24 protein-coding genes and 1 tRNA gene are annotated in these 24,479 nt (G+C 38.7%); 6 read left to right on the top strand and 19 right to left on the bottom strand.

The genetic code is table 11. The annotated features are described in order from the left end of the window. Complete coding sequence (hflX, locus tag QNH17_RS09410; RefSeq protein WP_481858585.1) at positions 1-1,263, bottom strand: GTPase HflX; 1,263 nt, start codon at positions 1,261-1,263, stop codon at positions 1-3. A 192-nt stretch (positions 1,264-1,455) separates the two neighbouring features. Between hflX and QNH17_RS09405 the strand changes: the two genes are divergently transcribed. Beyond that, entirely contained in the window at positions 1,456-2,061 is a 606-nt protein-coding gene (locus tag QNH17_RS09405; RefSeq protein ID WP_283878424.1) for a trimeric intracellular cation channel family protein, read from the top strand. 55 nt (positions 2,062-2,116) lie between these two features. Here the strand turns inward: QNH17_RS09405 and spoVK are convergent, their stop codons facing one another. The 3 genes from spoVK to miaA form a co-directional block, all read right to left on the bottom strand. Beyond that, complete coding sequence (gene spoVK / locus QNH17_RS09400) at positions 2,117-3,064, bottom strand: stage V sporulation protein K (protein WP_283878423.1); 948 nt, start codon at positions 3,062-3,064, stop codon at positions 2,117-2,119. Positions 3,065-3,267: 203 nt separating this feature from the next. Further along, positions 3,268-3,498, bottom strand: a complete 231-nt coding sequence (gene hfq, locus QNH17_RS09395; RefSeq protein ID WP_283878422.1) for an RNA chaperone Hfq — start codon at positions 3,496-3,498, stop codon at positions 3,268-3,270. A gap of 26 nt (positions 3,499-3,524) precedes the next feature. After that, entirely contained in the window at positions 3,525-4,481 is a 957-nt protein-coding gene (miaA, locus tag QNH17_RS09390) for a tRNA (adenosine(37)-N6)-dimethylallyltransferase MiaA (protein ID WP_283879467.1), read from the bottom strand. 307 nt (positions 4,482-4,788) lie between these two features. Between miaA and mreBH the strand changes: the two genes are divergently transcribed. After that, entirely contained in the window at positions 4,789-5,796 is a 1,008-nt protein-coding gene (mreBH, locus tag QNH17_RS09385; RefSeq protein ID WP_283878421.1) for a rod-share determining protein MreBH, read from the top strand. A gap of 306 nt (positions 5,797-6,102) precedes the next feature. Then, entirely contained in the window at positions 6,103-6,324 is a 222-nt protein-coding gene (locus tag QNH17_RS09380; RefSeq protein ID WP_283878420.1) for a hypothetical protein, read from the top strand. 92 nt (positions 6,325-6,416) lie between these two features. Here the strand turns inward: QNH17_RS09380 and mutL are convergent, their stop codons facing one another. Together mutL and mutS are read right to left on the bottom strand one after the other, a co-directional pair. Further along, the gene (gene mutL, locus QNH17_RS09375; protein ID WP_283878419.1) at positions 6,417-8,348 is read right to left on the bottom strand and encodes a DNA mismatch repair endonuclease MutL; all 1,932 of its coding nucleotides are present in this window, start codon (positions 8,346-8,348) and stop codon (positions 6,417-6,419) included. A gap of 13 nt (positions 8,349-8,361) precedes the next feature. Then, positions 8,362-10,962, bottom strand: coding sequence for a DNA mismatch repair protein MutS (mutS, locus tag QNH17_RS09370; protein ID WP_283878418.1), 2,601 nt, complete (start codon positions 10,960-10,962; stop codon positions 8,362-8,364). Between the two features lie 356 nt (positions 10,963-11,318). On the opposite strand from mutS, the gene QNH17_RS09365 reads away from it, so the two are divergent. Continuing rightward, a complete protein-coding gene (locus QNH17_RS09365; RefSeq protein ID WP_283878417.1) occupies positions 11,319-12,062 on the top strand; it encodes a YwaF family protein in 744 nt (247 codons plus the stop codon). Between the two features lie 68 nt (positions 12,063-12,130). Then, a tRNA-Arg gene (locus QNH17_RS09360) sits at positions 12,131-12,204 on the top strand. Positions 12,205-12,434: 230 nt separating this feature from the next. Here QNH17_RS09360 and QNH17_RS09355 read toward each other — a convergent pair. The 10 genes from QNH17_RS09355 to QNH17_RS09310 all read right to left on the bottom strand — a co-directional run bounded on the left by QNH17_RS09355 (position 12,435) and on the right by QNH17_RS09310 (position 20,900). Continuing rightward, a complete protein-coding gene (locus QNH17_RS09355; RefSeq protein WP_481858584.1) occupies positions 12,435-13,148 on the bottom strand; it encodes an ankyrin repeat domain-containing protein in 714 nt (237 codons plus the stop codon). Positions 13,149-13,157: 9 nt separating this feature from the next. Further along, a complete protein-coding gene (locus tag QNH17_RS09350) occupies positions 13,158-13,568 on the bottom strand; it encodes a nucleoside deaminase (RefSeq protein ID WP_283878415.1) in 411 nt (136 codons plus the stop codon). A 58-nt stretch (positions 13,569-13,626) separates the two neighbouring features. Further along, positions 13,627-14,316 (bottom strand): response regulator transcription factor, encoded by a 690-nt coding sequence (locus tag QNH17_RS09345; protein ID WP_283878414.1) that lies wholly within the window; start codon positions 14,314-14,316, stop codon positions 13,627-13,629. A 13-nt stretch (positions 14,317-14,329) separates the two neighbouring features. After that, positions 14,330-15,787 carry a sensor histidine kinase gene (locus tag QNH17_RS09340; protein ID WP_283878413.1) on the bottom strand — a complete coding sequence of 486 codons (1,458 nt, stop codon included), beginning with the start codon at positions 15,785-15,787 and terminating at the stop codon, positions 14,330-14,332. Between the two features lie 124 nt (positions 15,788-15,911). Beyond that, a complete protein-coding gene (locus tag QNH17_RS09335; protein WP_283878412.1) occupies positions 15,912-16,907 on the bottom strand; it encodes a DUF4822 domain-containing protein in 996 nt (331 codons plus the stop codon). A gap of 286 nt (positions 16,908-17,193) precedes the next feature. Beyond that, a complete protein-coding gene (locus tag QNH17_RS09330; RefSeq protein WP_283878411.1) occupies positions 17,194-17,445 on the bottom strand; it encodes a hypothetical protein in 252 nt (83 codons plus the stop codon). 13 nt (positions 17,446-17,458) lie between these two features. After that, the gene (locus QNH17_RS09325; RefSeq protein ID WP_283878410.1) at positions 17,459-17,869 is read right to left on the bottom strand and encodes a cupin domain-containing protein; all 411 of its coding nucleotides are present in this window, start codon (positions 17,867-17,869) and stop codon (positions 17,459-17,461) included. A gap of 126 nt (positions 17,870-17,995) precedes the next feature. After that, positions 17,996-19,153 (bottom strand): MFS transporter, encoded by a 1,158-nt coding sequence (locus QNH17_RS09320; RefSeq protein WP_283878409.1) that lies wholly within the window; start codon positions 19,151-19,153, stop codon positions 17,996-17,998. Between the two features lie 35 nt (positions 19,154-19,188). Further along, on the bottom strand, positions 19,189-20,052 hold the full coding sequence (locus QNH17_RS09315; protein WP_283878408.1) for an aldo/keto reductase: 864 nt from the start codon (positions 20,050-20,052) through the stop codon (positions 19,189-19,191). Between the two features lie 92 nt (positions 20,053-20,144). Beyond that, the gene (locus QNH17_RS09310) at positions 20,145-20,900 is read right to left on the bottom strand and encodes a carboxymuconolactone decarboxylase family protein (protein ID WP_283878407.1); all 756 of its coding nucleotides are present in this window, start codon (positions 20,898-20,900) and stop codon (positions 20,145-20,147) included. A gap of 215 nt (positions 20,901-21,115) precedes the next feature. Between QNH17_RS09310 and QNH17_RS09305 the strand changes: the two genes are divergently transcribed. After that, positions 21,116-21,664, top strand: coding sequence for a TetR/AcrR family transcriptional regulator (locus QNH17_RS09305; RefSeq protein ID WP_283878406.1), 549 nt, complete (start codon positions 21,116-21,118; stop codon positions 21,662-21,664). 99 nt (positions 21,665-21,763) lie between these two features. Here the strand turns inward: QNH17_RS09305 and QNH17_RS09300 are convergent, their stop codons facing one another. From QNH17_RS09300 to QNH17_RS09290, 3 genes are all read right to left on the bottom strand, one after another. Then, complete coding sequence (locus QNH17_RS09300; protein WP_283878405.1) at positions 21,764-22,018, bottom strand: DUF2255 family protein; 255 nt, start codon at positions 22,016-22,018, stop codon at positions 21,764-21,766. 210 nt (positions 22,019-22,228) lie between these two features. Beyond that, on the bottom strand, positions 22,229-23,563 hold the full coding sequence (locus QNH17_RS09295) for an LLM class flavin-dependent oxidoreductase (protein ID WP_283878404.1): 1,335 nt from the start codon (positions 23,561-23,563) through the stop codon (positions 22,229-22,231). A gap of 21 nt (positions 23,564-23,584) precedes the next feature. Continuing rightward, on the bottom strand, positions 23,585-24,439 hold the full coding sequence (locus QNH17_RS09290; RefSeq protein ID WP_283878403.1) for a MetQ/NlpA family ABC transporter substrate-binding protein: 855 nt from the start codon (positions 24,437-24,439) through the stop codon (positions 23,585-23,587). Positions 24,440-24,479: the final 40 nt, after the last annotated feature.

Here is a 24,479-nt window from a genome sequence, read left to right as displayed (position 1 = left end):
CTATCTACTTTTATAATTCTGTAATTGGCCTGTAATTTGATGATCTTGCAGCGAAAATCCCTTACAGTGATATAACTGATCTTCTTCATCAAAGGAAAGTCCTCTTAAGATGGTCTCATTTTTTAATTGAGAAAGCAGTTTTCCCTCGGTAGAAGGAACAGCCACCTCATAAGGTACCATCATTTCCATCACAACTTGCTCTATTTTTTCTTTTAACGTATGGCGGTCATTTTCGTCAAAAGCACTGATAAATGCTGTCGGTGTATCCGCGGTTGGAACAAAATCGGCATGCTGAATATCCCTCTTATTATATACCGTTATTTGCGGGATATCTTTCACTTCCAAGTCATCTAACAGCTTTTTAACCGTTTTTTCATGATGGAAATAATCCGGGTTGGACATATCCACTACATGAAGTAGTAGATCTGCTTCCTTTACTTCCTCAAGAGTAGACCTGAAGGCAGCAATCAGCGTTGTCGGTAAATCTTGAATAAAGCCAACTGTGTCCGTAATCAACGCAAAGAAACCACTAGGCAGAATCAGTTTGCGTGTCATTGGATCCAGTGTGGCGAACAATTGATTTTCCTCATAGGACTCGGCTTCAGATAAACGATTAAACAAGGTGGATTTACCAGCGTTGGTATATCCAACAATCGCCACCTGAAAGGCCTTATTTTTCTTTCTTCTTTCTCGGTACCTATCCCTGTGCTGAACGATGACAGATAACTGACCTTTAATTTCATCAATACGGCGGCGGATGTGACGGCGGTCTGATTCTAACTTGGTTTCACCTGGCCCTCTTGTACCAATTCCACCACCAAGACGAGATAAAGCGGTCCCTTGACCAGCAAGGCGAGGCAGTATATATTGCATCTGGGCTAGTTCTACTTGTAGTTTTCCCTCTTTGGATCTTGCTCTTTGAGCAAAAATATCCAAAATTAGCTGGGTACGGTCAATTACCCGGGCATTCAGTTCAGTCGCAAGATTTCTCTTTTGGCTGGGGGAAAGTTCGTCATTAAAAATAACAACATCTGGCTCGAGTTCCTCTACCAGTGCATTTAGTTCTTCTACTTTCCCTTTACCTATGTATGTCGCTGGATGACGGCGCTCTCGTTTTTGAACGACAGATACCAACACTTCACCCTGTGCGGTTTCAGTTAATGCCTCTAACTCCTCCATTGAATAGTGAAAACGTAAGTCATCGTCCCCGCTGGTTTGGCAGCCAACCAGGATTACTTTCTCTTTCGTTTCTTTCTGTTCCAAAAGGCATCCTTCCTTTCTAAACATCTACCTTTCATCATAACAAAAAAAAGTTATAATCTCTATTTTCTCCAATTCCAGAAAAAACTTATTGTTTTTTTCCTACAAAATGATAAAATTTTAATGTTTGAAATCCGTTATAAATTTACTATATTAATAATGTAATAAGAAAATAGACATCAAGGGGATAGCAAAATGACATGGGATGTATTAAGTATGATTGGAACCATTGCCTTCGCTGTCAGTGGAGCGATTGTGGCGATGGAGGAAGAATATGATATTTTCGGGGTTTATATTTTAGGAATTGTTACTGCTTTTGGAGGCGGAGCGATTCGAAATTTGTTAATCGGCGTACCAGTATCTGCACTTTGGGACCAAGGATTATTATTTCAGATTGCCTTGTTATCGATTACTGCTGTATTTTTATTTCCAGGCAATCTTCTCAAACACTGGCAAAAATGGGGGAACTTATTCGATGCGATCGGCCTTTCAGCTTTTGCGATCCAAGGTGCCATTTATGGCGTAGACATGGACCGTCCGCTTAGTGCCGTTATCGTTGCTGCAGTCTTAACCGGAATCGGCGGCGGAATCATTCGTGATTTATTAGCAGGAAGAAAACCTATCGTACTTAGAGCAGAAATTTATGCGCTATGGGCCATTTTGACAGGTATATTTATTGGGCTGGGTTTGGCGAAACAGCCTTGGGAGTTATATACCTTATTCATTCTTGTGACCGTATTACGAGTCCTTTCCTATACCTTCGATTGGAAACTGCCCATTCGAAAGTTTGAAGCAAATTAAAAGGATAATCGAAAAAGAAACGACAGATTCCCAAGAATCTGCCGTTTTTTTGTATTTAATCTTCTTCAAACACAAGATCATTGCTTCGAATGGTCATTAATTCATGCCGGTCATAGCTATTTAACATAAGCAGCCTCATCGCCTGAACACGAATTGATTTTTCAATAATATTCCGAACATACCTGCCGTTTGAAAAACTATTTGGGCTTAATACTGCTTTCACCCATATTAAATGTTCTTTAAGCTTTTTTTCTGCTTCATGACTGAATGCGTATTCTCTTTCAATTAGCATTCTCGCTGAAATTTCCATTAATTGTTCGATATTGTAATCTGGAAAATCTATTACTAATGGAAAACGTGAATGCAGTCCAGGATTTAGGGTTAAGAAATGATCCATCTCCCGAGAATATCCCGCAAGGATTAAAATAAACTCATGCTGTTTATCCTCCATATGCTTAACAAGTGTATCGATGGCTTCTTTGCCAAAATCCTTTTCTCCCCCGCGGCCCAATGAGTACGCCTCATCGATAAACAAGATTCCCCCTTGGGCCTTCTTGATTAAATCCCTTGTCTTTTGAGCGGTATGACCAATATACTCTCCTACAAGGTCAGCACGCTCAGCCTCAATTAAATGACCTTTTGTTAATACACTCATTTTTTGAAAAAGCTTGCCAATTAATCTTGCTACTGTCGTTTTTCCTGTACCTGGATTTCCTTTAAACATCATATGAAGGGCTTGTTTTCTTGCTTTCAAACCCATTTCTTCACGTTTTTTATTCACATAAATCCAAGCATAAATTTCCTTGATCATCTTTTTCATTTCTTCCATTCCAACCAAAGCCCCTAGCTCGTCTTCAATTTCTTTTAGAGCCGAGTGTTCAGGAGGAATATCCTTTGGAACCACTTGAAAATCAGGTAACTCTTTTGAAATGGTTTTACCTTTTTGTGAGTTGAGGACAACACTTATTTGGCCGTTACTTTTCATTCGAATGGGTTGGTCCAAAGCTTTCACCTCTCATTTTCGCCAACAGTTTACAAAGGATGCTTGTTTATGGCCACTCAGAATTTATCCTCTAAATTCCGAACTCAAATTCACTCTTGAGGAATGCATAGTCCTTCAACTAATATGTATTCATATACGTTGAATTTCATTAAAAAAGTTTTCTTAAAAATAAAAAAAAGCCCGTAAGATGGGCTTTTAAAAACTTATTGATTATCCAATTCAAGATGAACGTTTCTTTGCGGCGCAAAGGTTGAGATCGCATGCTTATATACTAATTGCTGCTTTCCTTCTGATTCAAAAAGGACGGTAAAATTATCAAAGCCTTTAATTTGGCCTCTTAATTGGAATCCGTTTAATAAAAAGACGGTCACATTTATGTTATCTTTGCGGCACTGGTTTAAATATTGGTCCTGAATATTGATTGTTGTTTTCATTTGTATTTCCTCCTCTTTTATCTCTACTAATATGTATTCGATTTTACTTTAAGCTTTCCTTCAACACAATGTGAAATTTCCTTTATTTTTTTTGATACATTTTCCACATCGGTCATATCAAACCAAACAACTTCCATCTTGTTCCGAAACCAAGTCAATTGTCTTTTCGCGTATCTTCTCGAATTTTGCTTTAAATTGGCTATCGCTTCATCTAACGCAATTTTACCATCAAAGTAAGCAAAAAGCTCTTTATAGCCAATCGCTTGGATGGATTGACAATCACGTAAACCCTGTTGATATAATCGTTTTACTTCCTCGATGAGCCCTTCCTCAACCATGATATCCACTCGGTAATTAATACGCTCATAAAGTTTCTCTCGTTCCATCGTTAACCCAATAATGGCTGTATCGTACAAAAGGTCTGGTTGCTGTGTACGTTGAAACTCTTGCATGGTCTTCCCTGTCAGATGGAAAATTTCTAGGGCACGAATGACTCTTCTTACATTATTCGGATGGATTTGTGCAGCGCTATCCGGATCCACCTCCAATAATTCTTTATACAGAGCTTCATGTCCGATTTCCTTTACTCTTTCCTCCAACGCTAGGCGATAGGCCTCATCACCTGGGACATCGGAAAATTGATAATCATAAATGACAGACTGTATATACAACCCTGTCCCACCAACAATGATAGGCAGCTTGCCTTTTTGAGCAATCTCATCAATCTTAGCCCGAACAAGGAGTTGAAATTCTGCAACCGAAAAATTTTCAGTAGGCTCCTTAATATCAATTAGATAGTGTGGAATACCTTCCATTTCTTCTGGTTTGATTTTTGCTGTACCAATATCCATGCCACGATAGATCTGCATCGAGTCCCCGCTAATAATCTCACCATTATAGCGTTTAGCCATTTCGATACTTAGCTTTGTTTTTCCGACAGCAGTTGGTCCGATGATTACTAATAACTTTTGTTTTGAATCCAATATTTTCACACTGCCTTATCCCATTTTCAGTGAAAGCACGCTTTCGATTCTACTTTCACCCCTTCATCGTAACATAAATTTAAAAAGCAGTTGAACATCAAACTAGTATATACATAAAAGTTCTTTTCTATGCTCATAATCCACATGAATCATAATTTTTCATTTTCATTACCAAAAAGGAATAATTTTCTTGTAACTTTACAAAAGGATAACGGTTCATTTACAAAGCGCTTTCCACCCCCAACTTTATGATAGACTACCCGTAGCATATCTAGTAACCAAAAATAATGAAATAAGGTGAAATAAGATGTTATCAACTTTTGATATTGGAATTGATTTAGGAACTGCAAATATACTAGTTTATAGTAAAAATAAAGGAATTGCGATAAATGAACCAGCGGTTGTGGCCATCGATACGGTTACCAAAAATGTGGTAGCAGTTGGTCAGGAAGCGAAAGAAATGATTGGAAAAACGCCTGAAAAAATCGTGGCCATTCGTCCTATGAAGGATGGGGTAATCGCTGATTATGACGTAACGACTGAATTACTGAAACATATCATGCGCAAAGCATCAAAAAAAATTGGATTCGCCGTCCGGAAACCAAATGTGGTCGTTAGTATCCCATCTGGTTCTACAAGTGTGGAAAGAAGAGCGATCCAAGATGCGGTTAGACAAGCTGGGGCTAAGAAAATCAGCTTAATTGAAGAACCTGTCGCAGCAGCAATCGGGGCAGGAATGCCGGTTGATGAACCAGTTGCCAATGTTGTGGTCGATATTGGCGGCGGTAATACCGAAGTTGCAATTATCTCCTTTGGCGGTGTTGTTGCCTGCCATTCTATTAAAATTGGCGGAGATCGTCTTGATGAAGACATCATCCAACATATTCGAAAAGAATATAATATTCTCATCGGAGAAAGAACAGCGGAAAACATCAAAATAGAAATTGGATATGCCCTCATTGACCACGAGGAAAAATTCATGGACATCCGCGGCCGTGACCTTGTAACCGGTCTGCCAAAAACAATTAAACTATCATCCTATGAAATCCGTGTGGCCATCAAGGAAGCACTCTTGCATATTTTAGAAGCGATTCGTGCCACCCTAGAAGATTGTCCTGCCGAACTTAGCGGAGACATCGTCGACCGCGGCGTAATTCTCACCGGTGGTGGAGCTTTATTAAATGGAATGGAAGCATGGCTAAGCCAAGAGATCGTCGTTCCCGTCCAACTTGCTCCAAATCCGCTTGAATCAGTAGCAATCGGTACTGGCAGGGCCCTGCAGTACATGAGTAAAGTTCAGGCTGCTTTGAAATAAACCGATTCAATGGCGTAGCCTGACATTCTCCTCAATATAAAAACTATTAGAAAAAAGCTGTAGAATACCACATTCTGCAGCTTTTTTCTTTATTATTGAATCATCATTTAATCTTTGTTAGATTCAAGAGAGTTTACTATTCTGATACAGAAAACCTTCACGGCGAAAAAATGTCGAAATTTGACGAAAAATATTGTTTCATTGTATCCGCTTCCACTTGTTAAAATCAATTTATCGTAAATATTTAAAATTTTTATTGTTTTTAAACTATTCTTTTTTTTTAATTGCAAAGGGGAGGCATTATTTATGCAGCAGCTAAGAAAAGAGGAACAAAAGGAGAAGAAATTGACCGAAACTGTTCAATTAAGTATCGACGTTCCACAACATATTAGAGATAATTTTCTGGAAGCAGTAGATAAAAGCGGAAAGTCTATTAATGATGTTTTAAAGTTATATATGCAAAAATACACATGGAAACAGGGAGAATTACAGAGGAATAGACAAAAACGTCGTCAAGAACTTGGATGATGCTATGGAACTAAAAAAGGGGGGAAAAACCTCACTCAATTAAGTGAGGTTTTTCCCCTTTTTCATAGAGGTCACTATCTATATATTGTAGATCACATCACCCGTTTAAACATTTTCTCCATCTCATAAACCGAGTAATGCACGATAATCGGTCTTCCATGCGGACATGTAAATGGATCGGAAGCCCTCCGGAGATCATCTAAGAGTGCTTGGATCTCGTCATTTCGTAAATGGCGGTTCGCTTTTATGGATGCTTTACAACTCATCATAATTGCTGCATCTTCACGTAGTTTCTTAATATCTACCTTTTTCATTAATAATAGCTGCTCAATCATCTCTTCAATGATTTCTTTTTCCTCCCCTTTTGGAAACCACTGCGGGTGGGAACGGACAATATAGCTATTAATCCCGAACTCCTCAAGAAAAACCCCGACCTTTTCGAGCTCATGTTGGTATTCATTTATTTTCAAGAATTCATCCGTCGAATACTCAAACGTTAATGGTACCAGCATTTCTTGTAACTCAGATTGGACCTGACCTACCTTTTCCCGGAAATATTCATATTTCAACCTCTCCTGGGCAGCATGCTGGTCAATGATATACAGTCCATTTTCATTTTGGGCAAAAATATAAGTCCCGTGCATTTGCCCAATTGGATATAACCGGGGAACTCTACTCTCGGACGGAGTATCACAATTAGTCTCGATAATATCAGGGTTGGGTTGAACAGTAATGCTTTCATCTGAATCTGACCGAGCCGGCGCCTCGCTAAATGGATTGGTAGAGAACCAGGTGTCAGGCACCATTGTTTCTTCCTCTTCGATTTCGGGTTGAATCGGCAATTTTGAAAAAGAAGATTCTGTTGGCATATCAACTAGCGATGGTCGTTTTTCTTGGACGATTGCTGTGGCTTCTGGCCGGAACCACTCGAAGTCTTTCCTCTCGACAGGCGGCATTGTTCCTTCATCAAGGGCCAAGGAAGTCTGTTCTTCCTTTTGAATTTCCTTTTTCACCGCTGTATAAGCTGTCGGGATCAGGATTTTTGATTTAAACTCCTCTTTGATCATCGTTGTGACAAGTTCATTCAACTCTGCTTCTTTACTAATACGAACCTCCATTTTCGAAGGGTGGACATTGACATCCACAAGCAATGGGTCCATTTCAATGTTCAGGAGAACTATTGGGAACCTGCCGATTGGAAGTAATGTATGGTAGCCTTCTTGGATCGCCTTTGCTAATGGATAGTTTTTGATAAAACGACCATTTATCATTGTTGAAATATAGTTTCGTGAGGCTCTGGTTACCTCAGGCATCGAAGCAAATCCAGTAATTTTATAATCAAGCGATGTCCCGGAGATGGGAACGAGCTGCTTGGCGATCCCCAGACCATAAATCGAGGCTAGAACCTGACGAACATCTCCGTTTCCATTGGTTTGCAACAATTTCCTATCATTATGAATGAGGCGGAAAGCTACCTCTGGATGGGAAAGGGCAAGTCGATTCACAACGTCCGTTATATTTCCAAGCTCGGTATGAATCGTCTTCATATACTTCAAGCGGGCAGGTGTATTGAAAAATAAATCGGTAATCGTAATATCGGTTCCTCGTCGGCTCGATGCTTTCTCAAATATTTCAACTTTGCCGCCTTCGAAGACCACCCGATTTCCTGCCCCTTCACCCGTAGAAGTTTTCATCTCGAGCCGTGAAACAGAGGCGACACTCGGCAGGGCCTCTCCCCGGAACCCAAGGGTCCGAATTCGGAACAAGTCATTTTCATTCTTTATTTTAGAGGTGGCATGGCGTTGAAAGGCGATTAACACATCCTCTTCCTCAATCCCATTTCCATTGTCGGTAATGCGGATTTTAGCGAGCCCTGCTTCTTCCACCTCAATTTCAATCACCGTACTGCCGGCATCAATTGAATTTTCAACCAACTCTTTTACCACGGAAGCAGGACGTTCTACTACCTCTCCCGCTGCGATTTTATTCGATAAGGCATCATCTAATTGAATTATTTTACCCATTCGAATTCACCCCCTACTTTAACTTTTTCTGGAGCTCATACAACATATTTATCGCTTGAAGTGGTGTTAAATCCAATATATCTAATTCCTTCATTTTTTCAATCACGCGTTTCTCTTTCGAAGAAAGTTCTTGCTTTTTCACATCTCTCGGTTCATCAAAGAAAGAAAGTTGAGCAGGCTGTTCTTCTACGTTAACTACCTTCACTGCTTCCTTTTTTGGCTTGACCTCCTGGGTATCAGACTGCTCAAGTGCGGTTAATATTTCATTCGCACGGCTGATTAAGTCAGTTGGCAGTCCTGCAAGCTGAGCGACATGAATTCCGTAACTCTTGTCGGCTGGTCCTTCTTTTATTTTATGAAGAAACACGACTTTTCCATTATGCTCAATCGCACTGACGTGGATGTTTTGTAACTTAGGCAGTTCTTCCTGTAAGACCGTTAATTCATGATAATGTGTCGAAAAAAGAGTCTTTGCGCCAATATTGGTATGAATGTATTCAATGATTGCTTGCGCAAGGGCCATCCCATCATAAGTCGAAGTCCCACGACCGATTTCGTCAAACAAGATTAAGCTGTTTTGTGTAGCATTTGAAATCGCATTTTTGGCTTCAAGCATTTCAACCATAAAGGTACTTTGTCCGGAAATTAAATCATCAGCTGCACCAATCCGGGTAAATACTTGGTCAAATATCGGCAAGACCGCTTCGGAAGCTGGGACGTAACAGCCGATTTGCGCTAAGATCGCAACCAAAGCGACTTGGCGCATGTAGGTACTTTTCCCTGACATGTTTGGGCCTGTAATCAATAAAACTTCCCGGTCGCTGTCCATGAAGCAATCATTTGGAACGTATTCCTGAGCGTTCAATACCTTTTCAACCACGGGATGACGGCCTTCCTTAACAACGACACGGCCCTCCATTGAAAACTGTGGTTTAACATAGTGGCGGTCTTCACTTACTTGAGCGAAACACTGCAGGACATCTAGTTCACTAATCGTTTTTGCCAATGCTTGTAAACGCGGAATTTGTTCTTTTACAATCTCACGAATCTCCGCAAACAATTCATATTCCAGTTCACTGCTTTTTTCTTCTGCTTGTAAAATTAAAGCTTCTTTTTCTTTTAAATCCGGAGTAATAAACCGTTCCGCATTGGATAATGTTTGTTTCCGTTCGTATTGTCCTTCTTCTAACAGATGGAGGTTTGCACGTGTAATCTCAATATAATAACCAAATACACGGTTGTAACCAACTTTTAATGACTTAATGCCGGTCTTCTCCCGTTCTTCCCGTTCCAGCTGAGCAATCCAAGTTTTCCCATTCCGGCTGGCATCACGGTATTGATCGAGCTGGGCATTGTACCCATCGCATATCATATTACCTTCTTTTAAGGAAAGCGGTGGATTTTCAACAATCGCCTGCTCCAACAAATCCGTAATTTCTTCACAAGGATCAAGCAGTTCAGCGATTTGGTTCACTTTTTCATCCTGCATACCTTGCAAAATTTGTTGTAAATATGGAACCTGCATTAACGAACGCTTCAATTGGACCAAATCACGGGCATTGATATTGCCAAAGGCTACTCTTCCAGCTAATCGTTCTAAATCATAAACTTCCTTTAGTTTTTCACGTAGTTCTTGGCGCTCAAAATAATGTGACATTAGGACTTCCACAATAGATTGGCGCGATTCAATCTCAGTTTGACTGATTAACGGACGGTCGATCCAGTGCTTTAACATCCTTCCGCCCATTGCGGTCATCGTTTCATCAAGGAGCCATAACAAGGACCCTTTTTTTCCTTTGGAACGAATGGTTTCCGTTAATTCAAGATTTCTCTTGGAATAGTAGTCAATTTTCATATATTGATGGATTTGATAGGTGGTTACTGGCTGTAGATGATCTAAACTTCTTTTTTGCGACCGATATAAATAATGAAAAAGCCGCGCAATTGTTACCTTTAGTTTTTCTTGATTCAAATCTTTTAGCAGATGTGAAAAATTCATATCTATTGAACTATTATCTTCAAATGAAATCGCTAGAACGTCACGTTCACGAAGTTTCTTTTGCCATTCACCATCAAAGCTGCTGGCTACAACTACTTCCTTCGCACTTAGAACTGCTAACTCATTTAGGACCTCATCAAAATTTTTAGATAACAGTGTTACTCTGCTTTCACCTGTTGAGATATCATTGTAGGCAAACCCAAAGGTTCCGTCATCAAATCGGGTAATTGAGGCAATATAATTATTCTCTTTATCAGTTAAACCCTTACCTTCCATCACTGTACCAGGCGTGATCAATTGGACAACTTCTCTTTTCACCATACCTTTGGTCAGCTTCGGGTCTTCAACCTGCTCACAAATCGCCACTTTAAAGCCTTTTGAAATGAGCTGTTCAATATAGTTAGGTGCAGAATGATAGGGAACACCGCACATCGGGATCCGGTCATCCGTACCACCTTGTCTGCTTGTTAAGGTTATTTCTAATTCTTGTGATGCTTTGATGGCATCATCAAAAAACATTTCATAAAAATCGCCTAAGCGAAAAAATAAAAAGGCATCTTGGTAATCTGCCTTAACGGTTAAGTATTGCTGTATCATCGGCGTATATGCAGCCATAATGACCTCCACTAAATTTATATTACTGTCTAGCTTCAGCGCCCAGCGACTAGTGTACTTCGCTCTCTTCCCTACGATAAGTCAACATCGAATCGCTAACGCTCTCCGTGTTTCCTTTATCTCAGTCAGAGCGCTCCAGTCCTGTCGTGCGCTAAACGGGCGCTTCCGCTTTTCTTTTTTTCGAGTATGTTCGACAAACTATTATACCATACTTCATACAGACTTTTTTAGGAAGAAAAATCCTAATTATAGAACGGAGTGAAATGGAAATATTTTATATTTTGGAAGAGGTGTAAAAGCAATTCCATTGAATATAATTAGAAAAGGTACTATTAGCCGAATTAGGTGGTGGGGGTATGGATGGGGTGTTTGGGCGCAGTTTCACAAATTATGATTTTGAAATGTTTTCAACCAGTCATTTTGTTATTATTGCCGTCTTAATCCTAGGTTCCATCTTTATCTATCTTAATAGAGATAAATTGAATGCTAGGCAAAGAAGACGGACCGAAATAGGGATCGCTATCACTCTCATCATCATGGAATTGACCTATCATTTTTGGATGATTTTAAATGGCAGTTGGAATGTCAGTCACGCTATTCCTTTGGAGTTATGCAGCATTAGTTTAATATTAACGGTCCTACTGTTGCTAACCACGAAAAAAATAATCTATGAGATTTTATTATTTACGGCATTATTAGGCGCATCACAGGCATTATTTACTCCAGCCTTAAATTATGACTTCCCACATTTTCGGTTTTTCCATTTCTTCTATACACATTTGATGGAAATTTGGGTGCCGCTATATTTTACATGGTCAAAGGGTTACCGTCCGACGATTTGGTCTGTCTTAAAATTATGTATCTTTTTAAATGTACTCATGCCGATTATCATGTTGATTAATAAACTGGTTGGCGGAAATTATATGTTCTTAAGTCATAAGCCAGATAGTGCGAGTTTATTAGATGTTTTAGGACCCTATCCTTGGTACATTTTATCGCTGGAAGGTTTACTAATTGGGCTTAGTTTGATTGTCTGGCTGATATTCCGTGAAAGGGGTACAAAAAAAAGCGAAGTCGTCCGGGACCTGCCTTTTCAATGACAGCAACAACTTTTCTATTGACCTTTTGCCATTAACAACTTATAATAAATAACGTTCCTAATATGTGTGTCTCGATAGCTCAGCAGGATAGAGCAACAGTTTCCTAAACTGTAGGTCGGAGGTTCGAATCCTCTTCGGGACGTCTAAAAAACCTTGCTATTGCAAGGTTTTTTCTGTTTATCTTTAATAGATGTATTTATGAAACATCTAGTTTTCCATCCAAAAAAGAGGAAAATAACACCATCATAAACAAAATACCCGTCGTCATGGTACCCTGTTTTTGGGCCGTAAATGTCGTTAATTATTTTTCAAAAAGAAAATAAGTCAAAACATATATTTAACATCTAATCTTATATATTGGCTTTTAAATAGTTATCTTTTTGCACCTGCTTGCAGTAGAATTTTTTCAATTTCTGCAAAGTTTCTTTCGCTTGCATGTTGAAGAGGTGTGACACCCTCAGAGTCTGGTATGCTAACATCTGCCCCATGTTTTATCAAAAGCTTAATTGTTTCCTGCTGATTCTTTCCGCCATCATTTAGAACAATTGCCTCCATTAATGCTGTCCAGCCTAAATTGTTTATATGATTAACATCTATTTCTGTTTTTTCTAGAAGTTCTTTTACAACCTCTATATGTCCATGTTCAGAAGCTGGAATTAAGGCTGTACCACCATACCTGTTTAAAAGCTTTGGATTTGCCCCTGCCTCGATAGTAAGCTTTAAAATCCCAATTAAACCTTCTGCACCAGCATAAAGGAACGGATTATTATTCATATTATCCTGAATGTTAACATCCGCACCCTTTTCAATTAAGGCATGGGTTGTTTCTATATCATTAGCATAGGTAGTAATCATTACCGCTGTCCTTCCCATACTATCCTGGCTGTTTATATTTACTCCTTGATTTAATAAGCTATTTATCCGGTCTATTTGTCCATTTTCTACAGCTTTAAAAAATTGTTCTTTCATATTATTCACCTTATCGATCGGTACTTCACTTGACTTTTCAAACATTTTAGGATTTTGACAACCTGCCAAAATTAGGAACATGATACAAAAAGAAAAAGATAACCGTTTCATAATCAAACCTTATAATTAATTAATCGATAGTTGAATTAGTCTAATTGTTCTTTTTTCGTTTGTTAATCCAACCTGTTCATAGATTTTTTTTGCTTGAACCGCAAGTGGATTTCCCTCCATCGGATTGGCAAAATAAATCTTCTTCATATTTGCGAGATAAATAGCGCTTAAACACATTGGACATGGTTCACCACTTGCATACAGTTCACAATCAGATAAGTCTTCTTTACCTAATGAACGTGAAGCTTTACTGATTGCCTGAAGTTCTGCATGTGTTGTTGGATCGTGTGTTGCAATGACATCATTTACTGCCTCAGCAATAATTGTTTCATCTTTTACAATAACTGCCCCAAATGGTTTTCCGCCTCTATTCGCATTACTTTTTGCCAAATTGATGGCATGTTCCATCCATTTTTTGTTACTCATTGAGACTCACTCCTATCATTTATTTGGTTATATTGTTTTAATTGATGTTAAAAATAATTTAAACCGATATCATATATCCTGCACCCCAAACGGTTTCGATAAATTGAGGATTGGAGGGATCCTTTTCAATTTTACCGCGTATTTTTCTTATATGCACCGTTATGGTAGTAATATCCCCTGAGGAATCGAGGCCCCAAATGGTTTCGAATAGGTCCTCTTTGCTAAAGACACGATTTGGATGCTGTGCTAAGAAAAGTAATAGGTCAAATTCTTTAGCGGTTAAAGCGATCTTCTGATTGTTCACGTAAACCTTTCGAGCCATTTCATCAATGAGAAGCCCGCGAATTCTTATTTCCTTTTTTGTTGTTTCAATATTCCCTATTAATCGCTCATATCGAGCCAAGTGTGCCTTCACCCTGGCAACAAGCTCGCTTGGGCTAAACGGCTTAATAATATAATCATCCGCTCCAAGACCCAGACCTCTTATTTTATCAATATCCTCCTTTTTAGCCGAGACAAATAAGATGGGGATATTTTTTACAGCTCTGACTTGTTTACAGATCTCGAATCCATCTACCTCTGGCAACATGACATCGATAATTAATAAGTTATAGTCTTTATTTAGTGCACGTTTTAATCCTTCTTTGCCTGAGGTCTGTAATTCAACATCATAACCGTTAATCTCAAGGTAATCTTGTTGTAATTCTCCAATATCATGATCATCTTCTACGATTAATATTTTTTTCAAAGTTTTCACCACTCTATTTCGACTTCTTCAATGTAAAGAAAATACTCGTACCTACTCCTAATTGACTTTTCACCCATATATCACCGTTATGCTCTGTAATAATCTGCTTTGAAATGGCAAGACCTAGTCCACTTCCGCCGGTTGATTGATTTCTTGATGCGTCAACACGATAAAAACGTTCAAAAATATATGGTAGAGAAGTTGGCTCAATTCCTGAGCCATTATCACTGACTTTGATTTCAACAAAATCTTTCTCTTCGATTATATGAATGCATATCATTTTTTCTGGCTTTTTCATATGCTTAACAGAGTTATCAATGATATTGGTCATTACTCTCCTTAATTGATCCCGGTCAGCAATTACCATCAATATATTTTTCGTCTTATTTTCTATGGTTATCTTAATACCTCTTTCTTCTAAATCAAAATATATTTCATCAACAAAATCTTTTATAAATCGGAATATATCAATATCTACAAAGTAAAATGGAAGCTTATTTAAATCAAGTTTAGAATAAAGAAATAAATCATCAATTAATCGATCCATATCTGTTGCTTTACGTTTAATTGTAGAAAGGTATTTTTCCATTTTCCCCTGTGAAACTGCAACACCATCCTGAATTCCTTCAATATATCCTTTAATAGCTGTTATAGGGGTTTTTAAATCATGCGAGATATTAGAAATTAATTCCTTTCTGCTTTCTTCATATTGAAGCTGAATGTCAATGGATTCTTTTAGTCTTATCCTCATTTTGTCAAATGCATGACTTAGCTGACCAATTTCATCCTGCCTAACTTGATCTATCTTCACATTTAAATTACCTTCGCCCATTTGTTCTGTTGCATTTTTTAAAAAAAATAAGGGCTTAATAATACTTTTGGATACAAAATAACTTAATAGTCCATTTACAAGAATTAATAATAGAAATAATGAGCCGAATATTAATGGAAATAAACTTCTGGACAGCTCAACAAATGGGCTCACTTCCCTCATTATGATAACACTGCCCTTTTCCTGATCCTGAAAATAAAAATCGAACTTTACATATAAATAAAATTTATGATCTATACTGATGGTGTCTCTTACTTTTATATTTTCTGGTTCAAAAGAAGGAAGCTTTTTAACGTCTTTTATGGAATTTAAAATTTTTGAGGAATGTACAACTTTTTCTCCTTTACGGATGACTAATCCAGCCGTTACTGTATCTAACTGTTGATCAAATTGTTTAAGTGTGACTTCATTTAACAATTGAGTTGGTTGTTTTTTAGCTAAATATTTAACATCTAGAAAAACATTTTCCTCTGGTTTTGTTAAGGGCTTAAGTGCATATTGACGTGTATACAAATCTTTAATACTCCGAACATCACCTGTAATCGCCACTGGTATTAACAAAGCACTTATTATGAATAATATTATTGTTACGATTAGCATTGTTGTATGTGAAATTAATAATCGCCACCGAATGGACATAAGATTGCCTCCCAATCCGAGGTACAGTTTTTTTAATTTCCCGTAAAGGTAAGAAGGTTGTCACCTTTTGTAGACAACCTTTTTTCCAATTGTACATTAGATCCTGTTACTGGAGTATTATGTTTTAGAAACTAAGTTTTGGTTTTAGTTCACCTTTATAAGGCTCATGTTCAACGAATATCGTAATATCCTTGCCATCTTTATCTTTGCCAGTTCTTTTATACGTAAATTTATTTAGATTCAGTTCTGTAAGTTCAAGAGCGGCACCATACTTCCTATCTCCAATTGAAACATGGGCTCTTACCTTATTTCCACGAACAACATCGAAATAGCCATAATCACCGCGGCTCGTGCCTATATCATTATTGAAAAACTCATATTTATTCGTTTTATTATCAAATTTTGCGAGACTTATAAAATTTAAATTATAATTTGTTACATCATTGCCGTTCTCATCCAATACCTTTGTCCCGTGCCAAAGGGTACTACCTAAAATTTTATCTCCATCAACGTTTTTAACAATATCTCCTGTAATAGCGTCCAATTGCTTGTCTGGATCAGTAAAAGACAGTTCTTTTTCTTTAAATGGAACATGCTCAACGAATACTTCTACAGGATTACCATTAGCGTCTTTCCCCATTCTTTTGTAAGTAAAAACATCATTTTTTAGTTTTGTCATTTCGACAACAGTTTGATAATTCATAGATTCTGAGATTAATATTCTCTTTTTCCCGTCATTGGTGATAAAGAAAATTCCTTTATCGCCACGGCTTTCACCTGTTTTTGCATTAAAAAATTCATATCTTCCTGATTTCGCATCGTATTTCGCAAGACCAATGAAGTTCGCATTCTCTTTTGTTAAGTCATTTTTATTTTTGTCGTACACTCTTGTACCTTGCCAATTTGTGCTGCTTAGAATGTTAGCCATTTCCTGACCTTTAGTTAGTTTTTCTTTTGATTGCTTTATTTGATTTGAATCTTGGACATTATTTGATTTCGTTTGTTCTGCTGTTGCCTCTTTCTTTTGTTCACTTGCTTTTACTTGCGTACTTGTACTGAATGCTGATAAAGCTATTGTTACACCCAGTAAAGATGATATTATTTTTGCTTTATTAATCATTTTTCCATCTCCTTATACTATAATTTTGTATTCTTTATTTATGATTTCGTCGACGTACATTGATTGTACCTGACAGAACTTAACTCCCTATATAAAAAACATTAACAAATTCTTAACTTTTAAGTTTTAAACCTTAAGAAATAAAGTGGCGGTTTACAGTAAAACCCCATTTAAGAGTTTGGCGGTCGATTTTACCCTTTTTATACTTTTCTCAAACTGCAGGCCGGAGGTTTGAATCCTCTTCGGGACGTCAAAAAGCCTTGGTTCTTCAAGGCTTTTTATTTTATTAAGAATATGCAAAGTATTCATTCCTCTTATTATCTTTTAAATAACCCTCTCTATCTTCCAACATGTAAAGAGGCACACCTTTTAGGCGTGCCTCTAAATATATTACTAGAAATACTCGTAATTCATTTTCCATCGTACTGCTATCGACTACAAATCGATAGCGGACATCTGAATCTAGAATGCGCTCACTGTTTTCACAATCAGGTCTAACGAACCAGCCAGTTTCTGAAATGTCTCCGAGAACACACACCATTCCTCTACTATTATTTTACTTTGTTATATTCCTCATCTGATACTGGTTCCAACCATTCAGGCGTACCAGCTGTGATTGCAATGTGTTCAAACCAGCTGTCTTTTGCAGCGCCATGCCAGTGTTTTACACCATCGTGAGTAACAATAACATCACCTGCTTTTAAGAATTGAGCAGGTTTTCCTTCTTCTTGGTACCAACCTTCGCCGCCAGTTACCAATAAAATTTGAAATCCATCACGATGGATATGCCAGTTATTTCTGCACCCTGGTTCAAAGGTTACATTCCCTACACCAACATTCACATTAGGATCAGCAACTAATCCTTTAAGATAACTTTGTCCCACAAAAAATTGTGCATATGCATCATTTTTCTCGCCAACCGGGAAAATAACGCCATTTTTTACTTCTTCATGTTTTACCATTTTTAATTCCCCCAATAAATTTACTTTTATTAAATAACTCGAACAGTTGGATGAATAATCATTTCATTAATTGCTACATCTGTTGCACTATTACTTCCTCGGTGTTAAATGTTATATCTATATTGCTCATAGTATTTCCTTATTAAACGACTTCCTGGCTACTTTACTATTAAAACTAAATGATACCGCCGCAATAATTGCAGCAATTGCCACTGCTGCGGCCCCAATCCAGCTGACCGCTAGTACCGATATACTTTTTACAGCAATACCCCCAATGCCTGCCGCTGCAGCTATGCCTAATTGTATGAATGAGCCATATAAACTTAGCATGATTCCTGAAGCTTCTGGTGCAAGCCAAACCAGGTTATACTGCATACCTGGGCCTGACGACCATGCCGAGAAGGACCAGAGTATAAGCAACGGAATGGCGACAAGAGGTGACCTTGCAATTGTAGATAGCAACACTAGAGCTAAACAATGGACAACCAAACCGCTAACAAGAGTTCTAGGGTTACCAATCCGATCCGTCATGAAGCCACCAAACTTTGAACCTATTAAGGTAGCGATACCGAAGGCAAACAAGGCACCGCTAACTTCTCGTCCGTTCATGGATGTAACGATCAGCAGGAAGGGTGCAATATAGGAATACATTACGCCATATCCTAACTGCCAAAAGAACGTTGCACCAAGGCCCATTAAGATTTTCGGGTTCTTTAAATATGAGAGTTGCTTGCCTAGAGGGACGGCTGACCCGTTATTTGTAGCAGGAATCGTACGTATAATGACGAACATTGCTAGTAGACTCAGAACACCTATCCCCACAAAAATTAGCTTCCAGTCATATGCTGTGGCTATAAGACGACCAATTGGAACACCGATGATGATTGCAGCACTAAATCCAAGTAAAACAGTGCCGATAGCACCTGCTTGTTTTTCTGGGGAAGCTAAATTGACTGCTGCAGTCTTCGCACCAATAGCAAAAACGCCGCTTCCTAGAGCAAGAATAATGCGTGAGACGATTAGAAAACCGAAACCAGAAAGGGTAAAAGTCATTACGCAGCCAATCACCATTAACACTAGAGAAAGCATTAATAACTTCCGCTGATTCAATCTTGTCGTCCCCATCACGACGAGGGGAGAACCAACCGCATTAGCTAACGCAAATATGGTGATCAGTTGTCCTGCTACCGATACCGATACATTGGCGGAGGCAGCAACTTTATCCAAAATACCTGCAATGACATACTCTGATGTACTGACCATAAAAGTAATGAGAGCCAGCAAGTAAATTTTCCAATCGTTATTTATTTGTTTGCTTATTATTTTAATTTCCCCCCAAATACCGGGAAGAAGCTATGCTCACCATAATTTTGGATATGCTCTACATTCTTCAAAGTTTCCATATCTTCATCATTGATAACAAAATCAAGCTCTGCATTGTTTCTCATGTGGTCAGGATTTGCCGTTTTAGGAATTACTACAAGACCAAGCTGGATATCGTAACGTAGGCAAAGTTGAGCAACAGATACTCCATACCTATCAGCTATTACCTTTACCTCAGCATTATCGAGAACTGCACCGTGTGCAATTGGTGAATATGCCTCTACCAAGATGTCATTCTTCTGGCAGTGTTCAATTAGTTCAAAAGGAGTATTGCTCACATGTGCCAATATTTGATTTACCATAGGCTTGATCTCACAGCTTGCAAGAATATTCTCTATATCATCCTGTAGAAAGTTAGAAAGACCGATTGCCTTTAACTTACCTGTCATATAAGCATCCTCCATTGCATTCCATACTTCTTTGTTTTCCTGGAAGTAACGGTTCGCCTCACGGAACTCCTTCCAAGGCTGTGGACTGTGAATAATCAGAAGGTCAATGTAATCAAGTCCCAACTTTACTAAAGACTCATCAATAGACTTCGTAACTGCATCATAGGTCTTTGCTTCTGCAGCAACCTTTGTCGTAATGAAAAGTTCTTCTCTTGCGACACCGCTGGAACGGATTCCTTCTCCTACACCAGCTTCATTCATGTAAGCCTGAGCAGTATCAATATGACGATATCCGATAGATACCGCATCTCGCACTGCCTGTGCTGCCTGTGGATTGTCAAGCAGCCAGGTACCAAGACCTAATTTTGGTATTTCTACACCATTTGATAATTTGTAAGTTTCGTTAAACATGCTTTTGTCTCCTTTGCATTGTTATATTTTTGTCATCCCTGCCGGGTAGAAGTTTTACAAGAATAAGCGGCATCCCTTTTTCTACTTCTCTCTTAATTTTCTGGAATAATTTCATTGATACAAGCTAATGCGTTCAGTGTTCTTGGAAAGCCCATATATGGGAGGCAGTGAGTGATGGCGGAGATCAATGTTTCCTTGTCATTGCCCACATTTAGGTTACCCTGCACATGTGCCTTTACTTGTCTTTCCGCACCGCCAAGGCTACTTACGATGCAGAGTGTCAGTAACTCTCGTGTTTTCAAATCAAGTCCGCCTCGAGTGTAGAAATCTCCAAAGCAAAAGGCGGAAAGGTATTCCTGTATATGCTTTTGATTTGACGGGGCACTCTCTTGCATTTTTGCGATTATCTCACCAAAAATCTTTACCTGTACGGATAATCCCTTGTCAAAGCGATTTTCTTCTTCTACAGTCTTTTGGCTTTCTATTGGTAAAGCAATATTCTTTGCTTTGAAAACCCCATTGACTTCACTGATGGCGTTTAATGTTTTGGGAAATCCGATATAAGGAGCACACTGGTAAACGGCCTCTTTAATTTCAACAGGTGTCAGCTGGGCGTTCAGTGCAGCAACTACATGTGCCTTGAGCTGAGGCAACGTCTGGCTCGTAGCAAGCACAACCAGAGTGATAAGCTCACGTTGCTTGTCATCCAGGTTCCCTTGATAAAAAACTTCTCCAAAAATGAAGCGGCTAAGAATGTCCAAAAAATCAGGATCGGCAGCGTATGCGGCTGATTCTCCATTTCCAAATAGCTGTTTGTATTTTTCCTTGCTCTTTTCAATGCGGTCCATGAATTGGCCTCCAGTTTGAAGTTAATTTCATTTATTATTCCAAAAGTAGCTTCAACATGATGCTTTAAAAATTAATATTGATTGATTAATCAACATCTGTTTATAATTATAAAAAAGCTTGTTATACTTTCAATGGTTAAATGAACACAATTCGTTGATTACTCAACAAATCAAGTAAAATTGTTGAGTATCTTTTGAAAGATTGGTGAAATAAAATGTCTAAAGTTGATAGAAGAATAGCCAAAAGCCAAGTAGCAATAAAAAATGCTGTCATTGAACTGATGTCTGAAAAAAGTTTTGATGATATTACCATTCAGGATATTGCTGACAGGGCAGATGTTAATAGAGGAACCATCTATCTGCATTACACAGATAAATATGATCTATTGGATAAAATGATTGAAGAGCATATGGACAATCTCCGAGAACTATGCCAATCGGCATCTGAAATGACTTTTCAAGAAGGAAATTATGTCTGGTACGAATACTTTGAGCGTAATTATTTATTTTTTTCAACCATGTTAGCGAGTAAAGGTGCTCCCTATTTTCGAAGTCGGTTTCTCGAATTAGTCATCGAAGAGTTTAAAGTGGAAGTGGAAACAACCGAAGGAACTAATCAAGGCTTAAGTGAAGATGTTATTCTTCAATTTTTTGGCTCAGCGGTTGTTGGTGCCGTGGAATGGTGGTTCAAGAATGGAATGCCATTGCCAGCTCGTGTGATGGCAGAGCAGACGGGAGCGTTGTTGGACAGAAACCTGGAATAGCAGAAAATATAATAAATGGAGGGCGTCCAAAAGCAGATCAAATTGCATTTAGACGCCCTCTTTTATCTGTTGCTATGGTGGCTTTCTCCGTCTAATTCTTTATCGTGGGATGACCTTGACAGTCGCAGATCGGGCACGTGTGCTGATCATTGAGTTAAGATACGGGCTGTCACTGTACTTTTGACGGTATGCGCCGTCAATTCGGGCATTGATTGCGTTATCTTCTGGCTCAAAATTGACTTCCTTCGCCATGCCGCCGACAGTGATTCGCCAAGGTCTCTGTTTTACTTCTGCTTGGTACCAACGAGAGTTCTTCCCATTATATGCCCGAACATACCGCGCATCGTCAACCACGACGGACCAAATCCAGGTCGGTGTGCCATAGGTTACCCTATCCTCTCGGCGGTGAGATGTGCAGGTCATCAGCAGCAGCGATTTTAAGCAGTTCATCTTTCAACCATTTCCAAATACCATCATTATTTGGGGCAATACAAAAAAATTAGGACAGCTTTTTTGAAATATTAAACTTTATTTTTTGTCTTCAAAACTTGCTAACCTTGAATTTCAATTTTTCAAGGTAAATCTATTTTGCGGTATTTTGAGGCCAAGATTTTCCCTTAGTGTGTCCCCTTCATATTCAAATCGGTACAACCCTCTATCCTGCAGGATAGGAACAACCAAGTTGACAAAATCTTCAAGGTCATAAGGTAGCAGAGGAAATTGGATCATAAATCCATCTGCAGCTCTTTCAGTAAACCATTTTTCCATTTCATCCGCCACTTGTTCAGGAGTTCCGATAAAGCCGTCTTTTTTAGCTGCCCCGAAAAATCTTGTGTAAAGTTCACCAACTGTTAAATTCTCTTCATTAATGATTTTTTTCATTTCAAAAAACTGGCTTTGAATGCTATTTACTGGTGGAAACTCTACTTTTTTTGCCGGGGTAGTTAAAGAGTAATTTGAAAAATCCACATTCCCCATATATCCGGAAACAAACTTCAACGCTTCATATGGATCGATCCCTTTTTGCAATTCATGATATTTTTCTATTGCTATTTCTTCTGTTTCCCCCACAATCGGTGAAATACCATGAAGGATTAATAGTTCATCTTCACTCCGTCCATATTCGGGGAGCCTCGATTTTAACTCTTTGTAAAATCGTTTTGCTTCCTCAATATCGTCTCGGTGGGCGAATACAACCTCTGCTGTTCGTGCCGCCAAACGTTGGCCAGGCTCAGACGATCCTGCCTGAATAATGACAGGCTGCCCTTGCTTAGACCGAGCTATGTTTAAAGGGCCTTTGACTGAAAAATATCTTCCCTGATAATGAAGTTCATGCATCTTCTCAGGATCAAAAAACTGACCAGTTATCTTATCGTATAAAAAGGCATCATCTTCCCATGAGTCCCACAACCCTTTGACCACATCAATAAATTCCTCGGCACGCTCATACCGTTGGTCATGCTCCCAATGCTTTTCCAGGTTAAAATTCAAAGCTGTTTCCCCTGTTGCATCTGCAGTAGTCACCATATTCCACCCAGCTCTCCCACCGCTGACATGGTCCACTGAGGAAAATTGCCTTGCTAATATGTATGGCTCATTGTACGTTGTTGAAGACGTTCCAGCAATGCCAATTTGTTTAGTCGCCGCCGCCATTGCCGTGATAATGACAACAGGGTCAAACCGGTTTAAAATCTGGGGATGTGACTCTTTATTGACTGCCAAACTATCAGCAATGAAGACAATATCAAATTTTCCCTTTTCTGCAATTTGTGCATACTCGATATAAGCGGAGGGATCAATACTAGCGTTTGGCTTTGCTTTTGGATGCCTCCATGAGGCGACGTGCATTCCACTGCCAATTAAATATGTAGCAAGCTTAATCTGCCTTTTTGTTGTCATTTACCTCGCTCCTCTTTCCAACTACTTTGTTTGAAAAGTTTCTTTGTACGTACTTAATTCTTTTAAACTAATAAAGGTAGGGATATAGTTTCCTTTATACGTTTTCTTTATAAAATTTGCTGTATCTTCAGATTGATAGATAGATACCAGTTTTTTTAATTCTGTTCTATTTTTATCTTTCTTATTAGCAGCAATGATGTTAATGTACGGCTTAGCGGTTTTGCTTTCATGAACAAGGGCATCCTTCAGGCCGAGACCGGCTTCAACTGCAACACCGTTATTAATAATCGATCCAGCGGTATCCTGCATCACGCGCGGAGTATTTGCTGCCTCAACTGGAATAATCTTGAGCTTTTTAGGATTTTCCTTAATCTTATCCTGCCCGCCATTGCCGTCAAAATCATCGGTTACTTTAATGAGTCCTGCTTCCTGTAGGAGTAATAGAGCACGTCCCCAGTTAGGCGGGTCATTCGGAACAGCGATTTGAGCACCCTGCGGAATCTCGTTGATTGACTTATATTTTTCAGAATATAAACCAAGCGGAGCGATGATTGTTGTTCCAATAGGCACGATAGTAGTCCCATTTTTTTGGTTAAACGAATCTAAATAGGCCACATGCTGGAAGGCATTTACATCGATGTCCCCTTCTGCTAAAGCTTGGTCAGGATCATAAGCAGAAGAAAAATTGACTAGTTTGATGGTTAAACCATCTCTTGCAGCCTTTTTCTTTATAAACTCCCAGGTCCGAAGCTCTGAACTCCTGATGCCCACCTTGATTGTTGTACTGCTCTTAGTTGGCTGGTCGGATGTCTGGGTTGAGCATCCTGTGATAATAATGGTAATAATAAGCAACAAAGGAAAAATCCATTTCTTCATTTCTTGTATCCTCTTTTCTATTAGGTAGTCTCTATTTTTG

Origin of the sequence: Neobacillus sp. SuZ13, assembly GCF_030123365.1 — a bacterium.
In the GTDB taxonomy this organism is placed as follows: Bacteria; Bacillota; Bacilli; order Bacillales; family Cytobacillaceae; genus Neobacillus.
Note: the sequence above shows the minus strand (reverse complement) of the source record. Positions and strands in the feature narration are given on the sequence as shown.

Excerpts from the sequence above, each read along its gene's own strand:
- hfq (WP_283878422.1), bottom strand. The coding sequence starts at position 3,498 with ATGAAAACAACAATCAATATTCAGGACCAATATTTAAACCAGTGCCGC.
- QNH17_RS09340 (WP_283878413.1), bottom strand. The coding sequence starts at position 15,787 with ATGTCCATTCGGTGGCGATTATTAATTTCACATACAACAATGCTAATC.
- mreBH (WP_283878421.1), top strand. The coding sequence starts at position 4,789 with ATGTTATCAACTTTTGATATTGGAATTGATTTAGGAACTGCAAATATA.
- QNH17_RS09295 (WP_283878404.1), bottom strand. The coding sequence starts at position 23,563 with ATGACAACAAAAAGGCAGATTAAGCTTGCTACATATTTAATTGGCAGT.
- mutS (WP_283878418.1), bottom strand. The coding sequence starts at position 10,962 with ATGGCTGCATATACGCCGATGATACAGCAATACTTAACCGTTAAGGCA.
- QNH17_RS09325 (WP_283878410.1), bottom strand. The coding sequence starts at position 17,869 with ATGGTAAAACATGAAGAAGTAAAAAATGGCGTTATTTTCCCGGTTGGC.
- QNH17_RS09405 (WP_283878424.1), top strand. The coding sequence starts at position 1,456 with ATGACATGGGATGTATTAAGTATGATTGGAACCATTGCCTTCGCTGTC.
- QNH17_RS09380 (WP_283878420.1), top strand. The coding sequence starts at position 6,103 with ATGCAGCAGCTAAGAAAAGAGGAACAAAAGGAGAAGAAATTGACCGAA.
- QNH17_RS09335 (WP_283878412.1), bottom strand. The coding sequence starts at position 16,907 with ATGATTAATAAAGCAAAAATAATATCATCTTTACTGGGTGTAACAATA.
- QNH17_RS09365 (WP_283878417.1), top strand. The coding sequence starts at position 11,319 with ATGGATGGGGTGTTTGGGCGCAGTTTCACAAATTATGATTTTGAAATG.
- QNH17_RS09305 (WP_283878406.1), top strand. The coding sequence starts at position 21,116 with ATGTCTAAAGTTGATAGAAGAATAGCCAAAAGCCAAGTAGCAATAAAA.
- mutL (WP_283878419.1), bottom strand. The coding sequence starts at position 8,348 with ATGGGTAAAATAATTCAATTAGATGATGCCTTATCGAATAAAATCGCA.
- QNH17_RS09290 (WP_283878403.1), bottom strand. The coding sequence starts at position 24,439 with ATGAAGAAATGGATTTTTCCTTTGTTGCTTATTATTACCATTATTATC.
- QNH17_RS09310 (WP_283878407.1), bottom strand. The coding sequence starts at position 20,900 with ATGGACCGCATTGAAAAGAGCAAGGAAAAATACAAACAGCTATTTGGA.
- QNH17_RS09315 (WP_283878408.1), bottom strand. The coding sequence starts at position 20,052 with ATGTTTAACGAAACTTACAAATTATCAAATGGTGTAGAAATACCAAAA.
- QNH17_RS09350 (WP_283878415.1), bottom strand. The coding sequence starts at position 13,568 with ATGAGTAACAAAAAATGGATGGAACATGCCATCAATTTGGCAAAAAGT.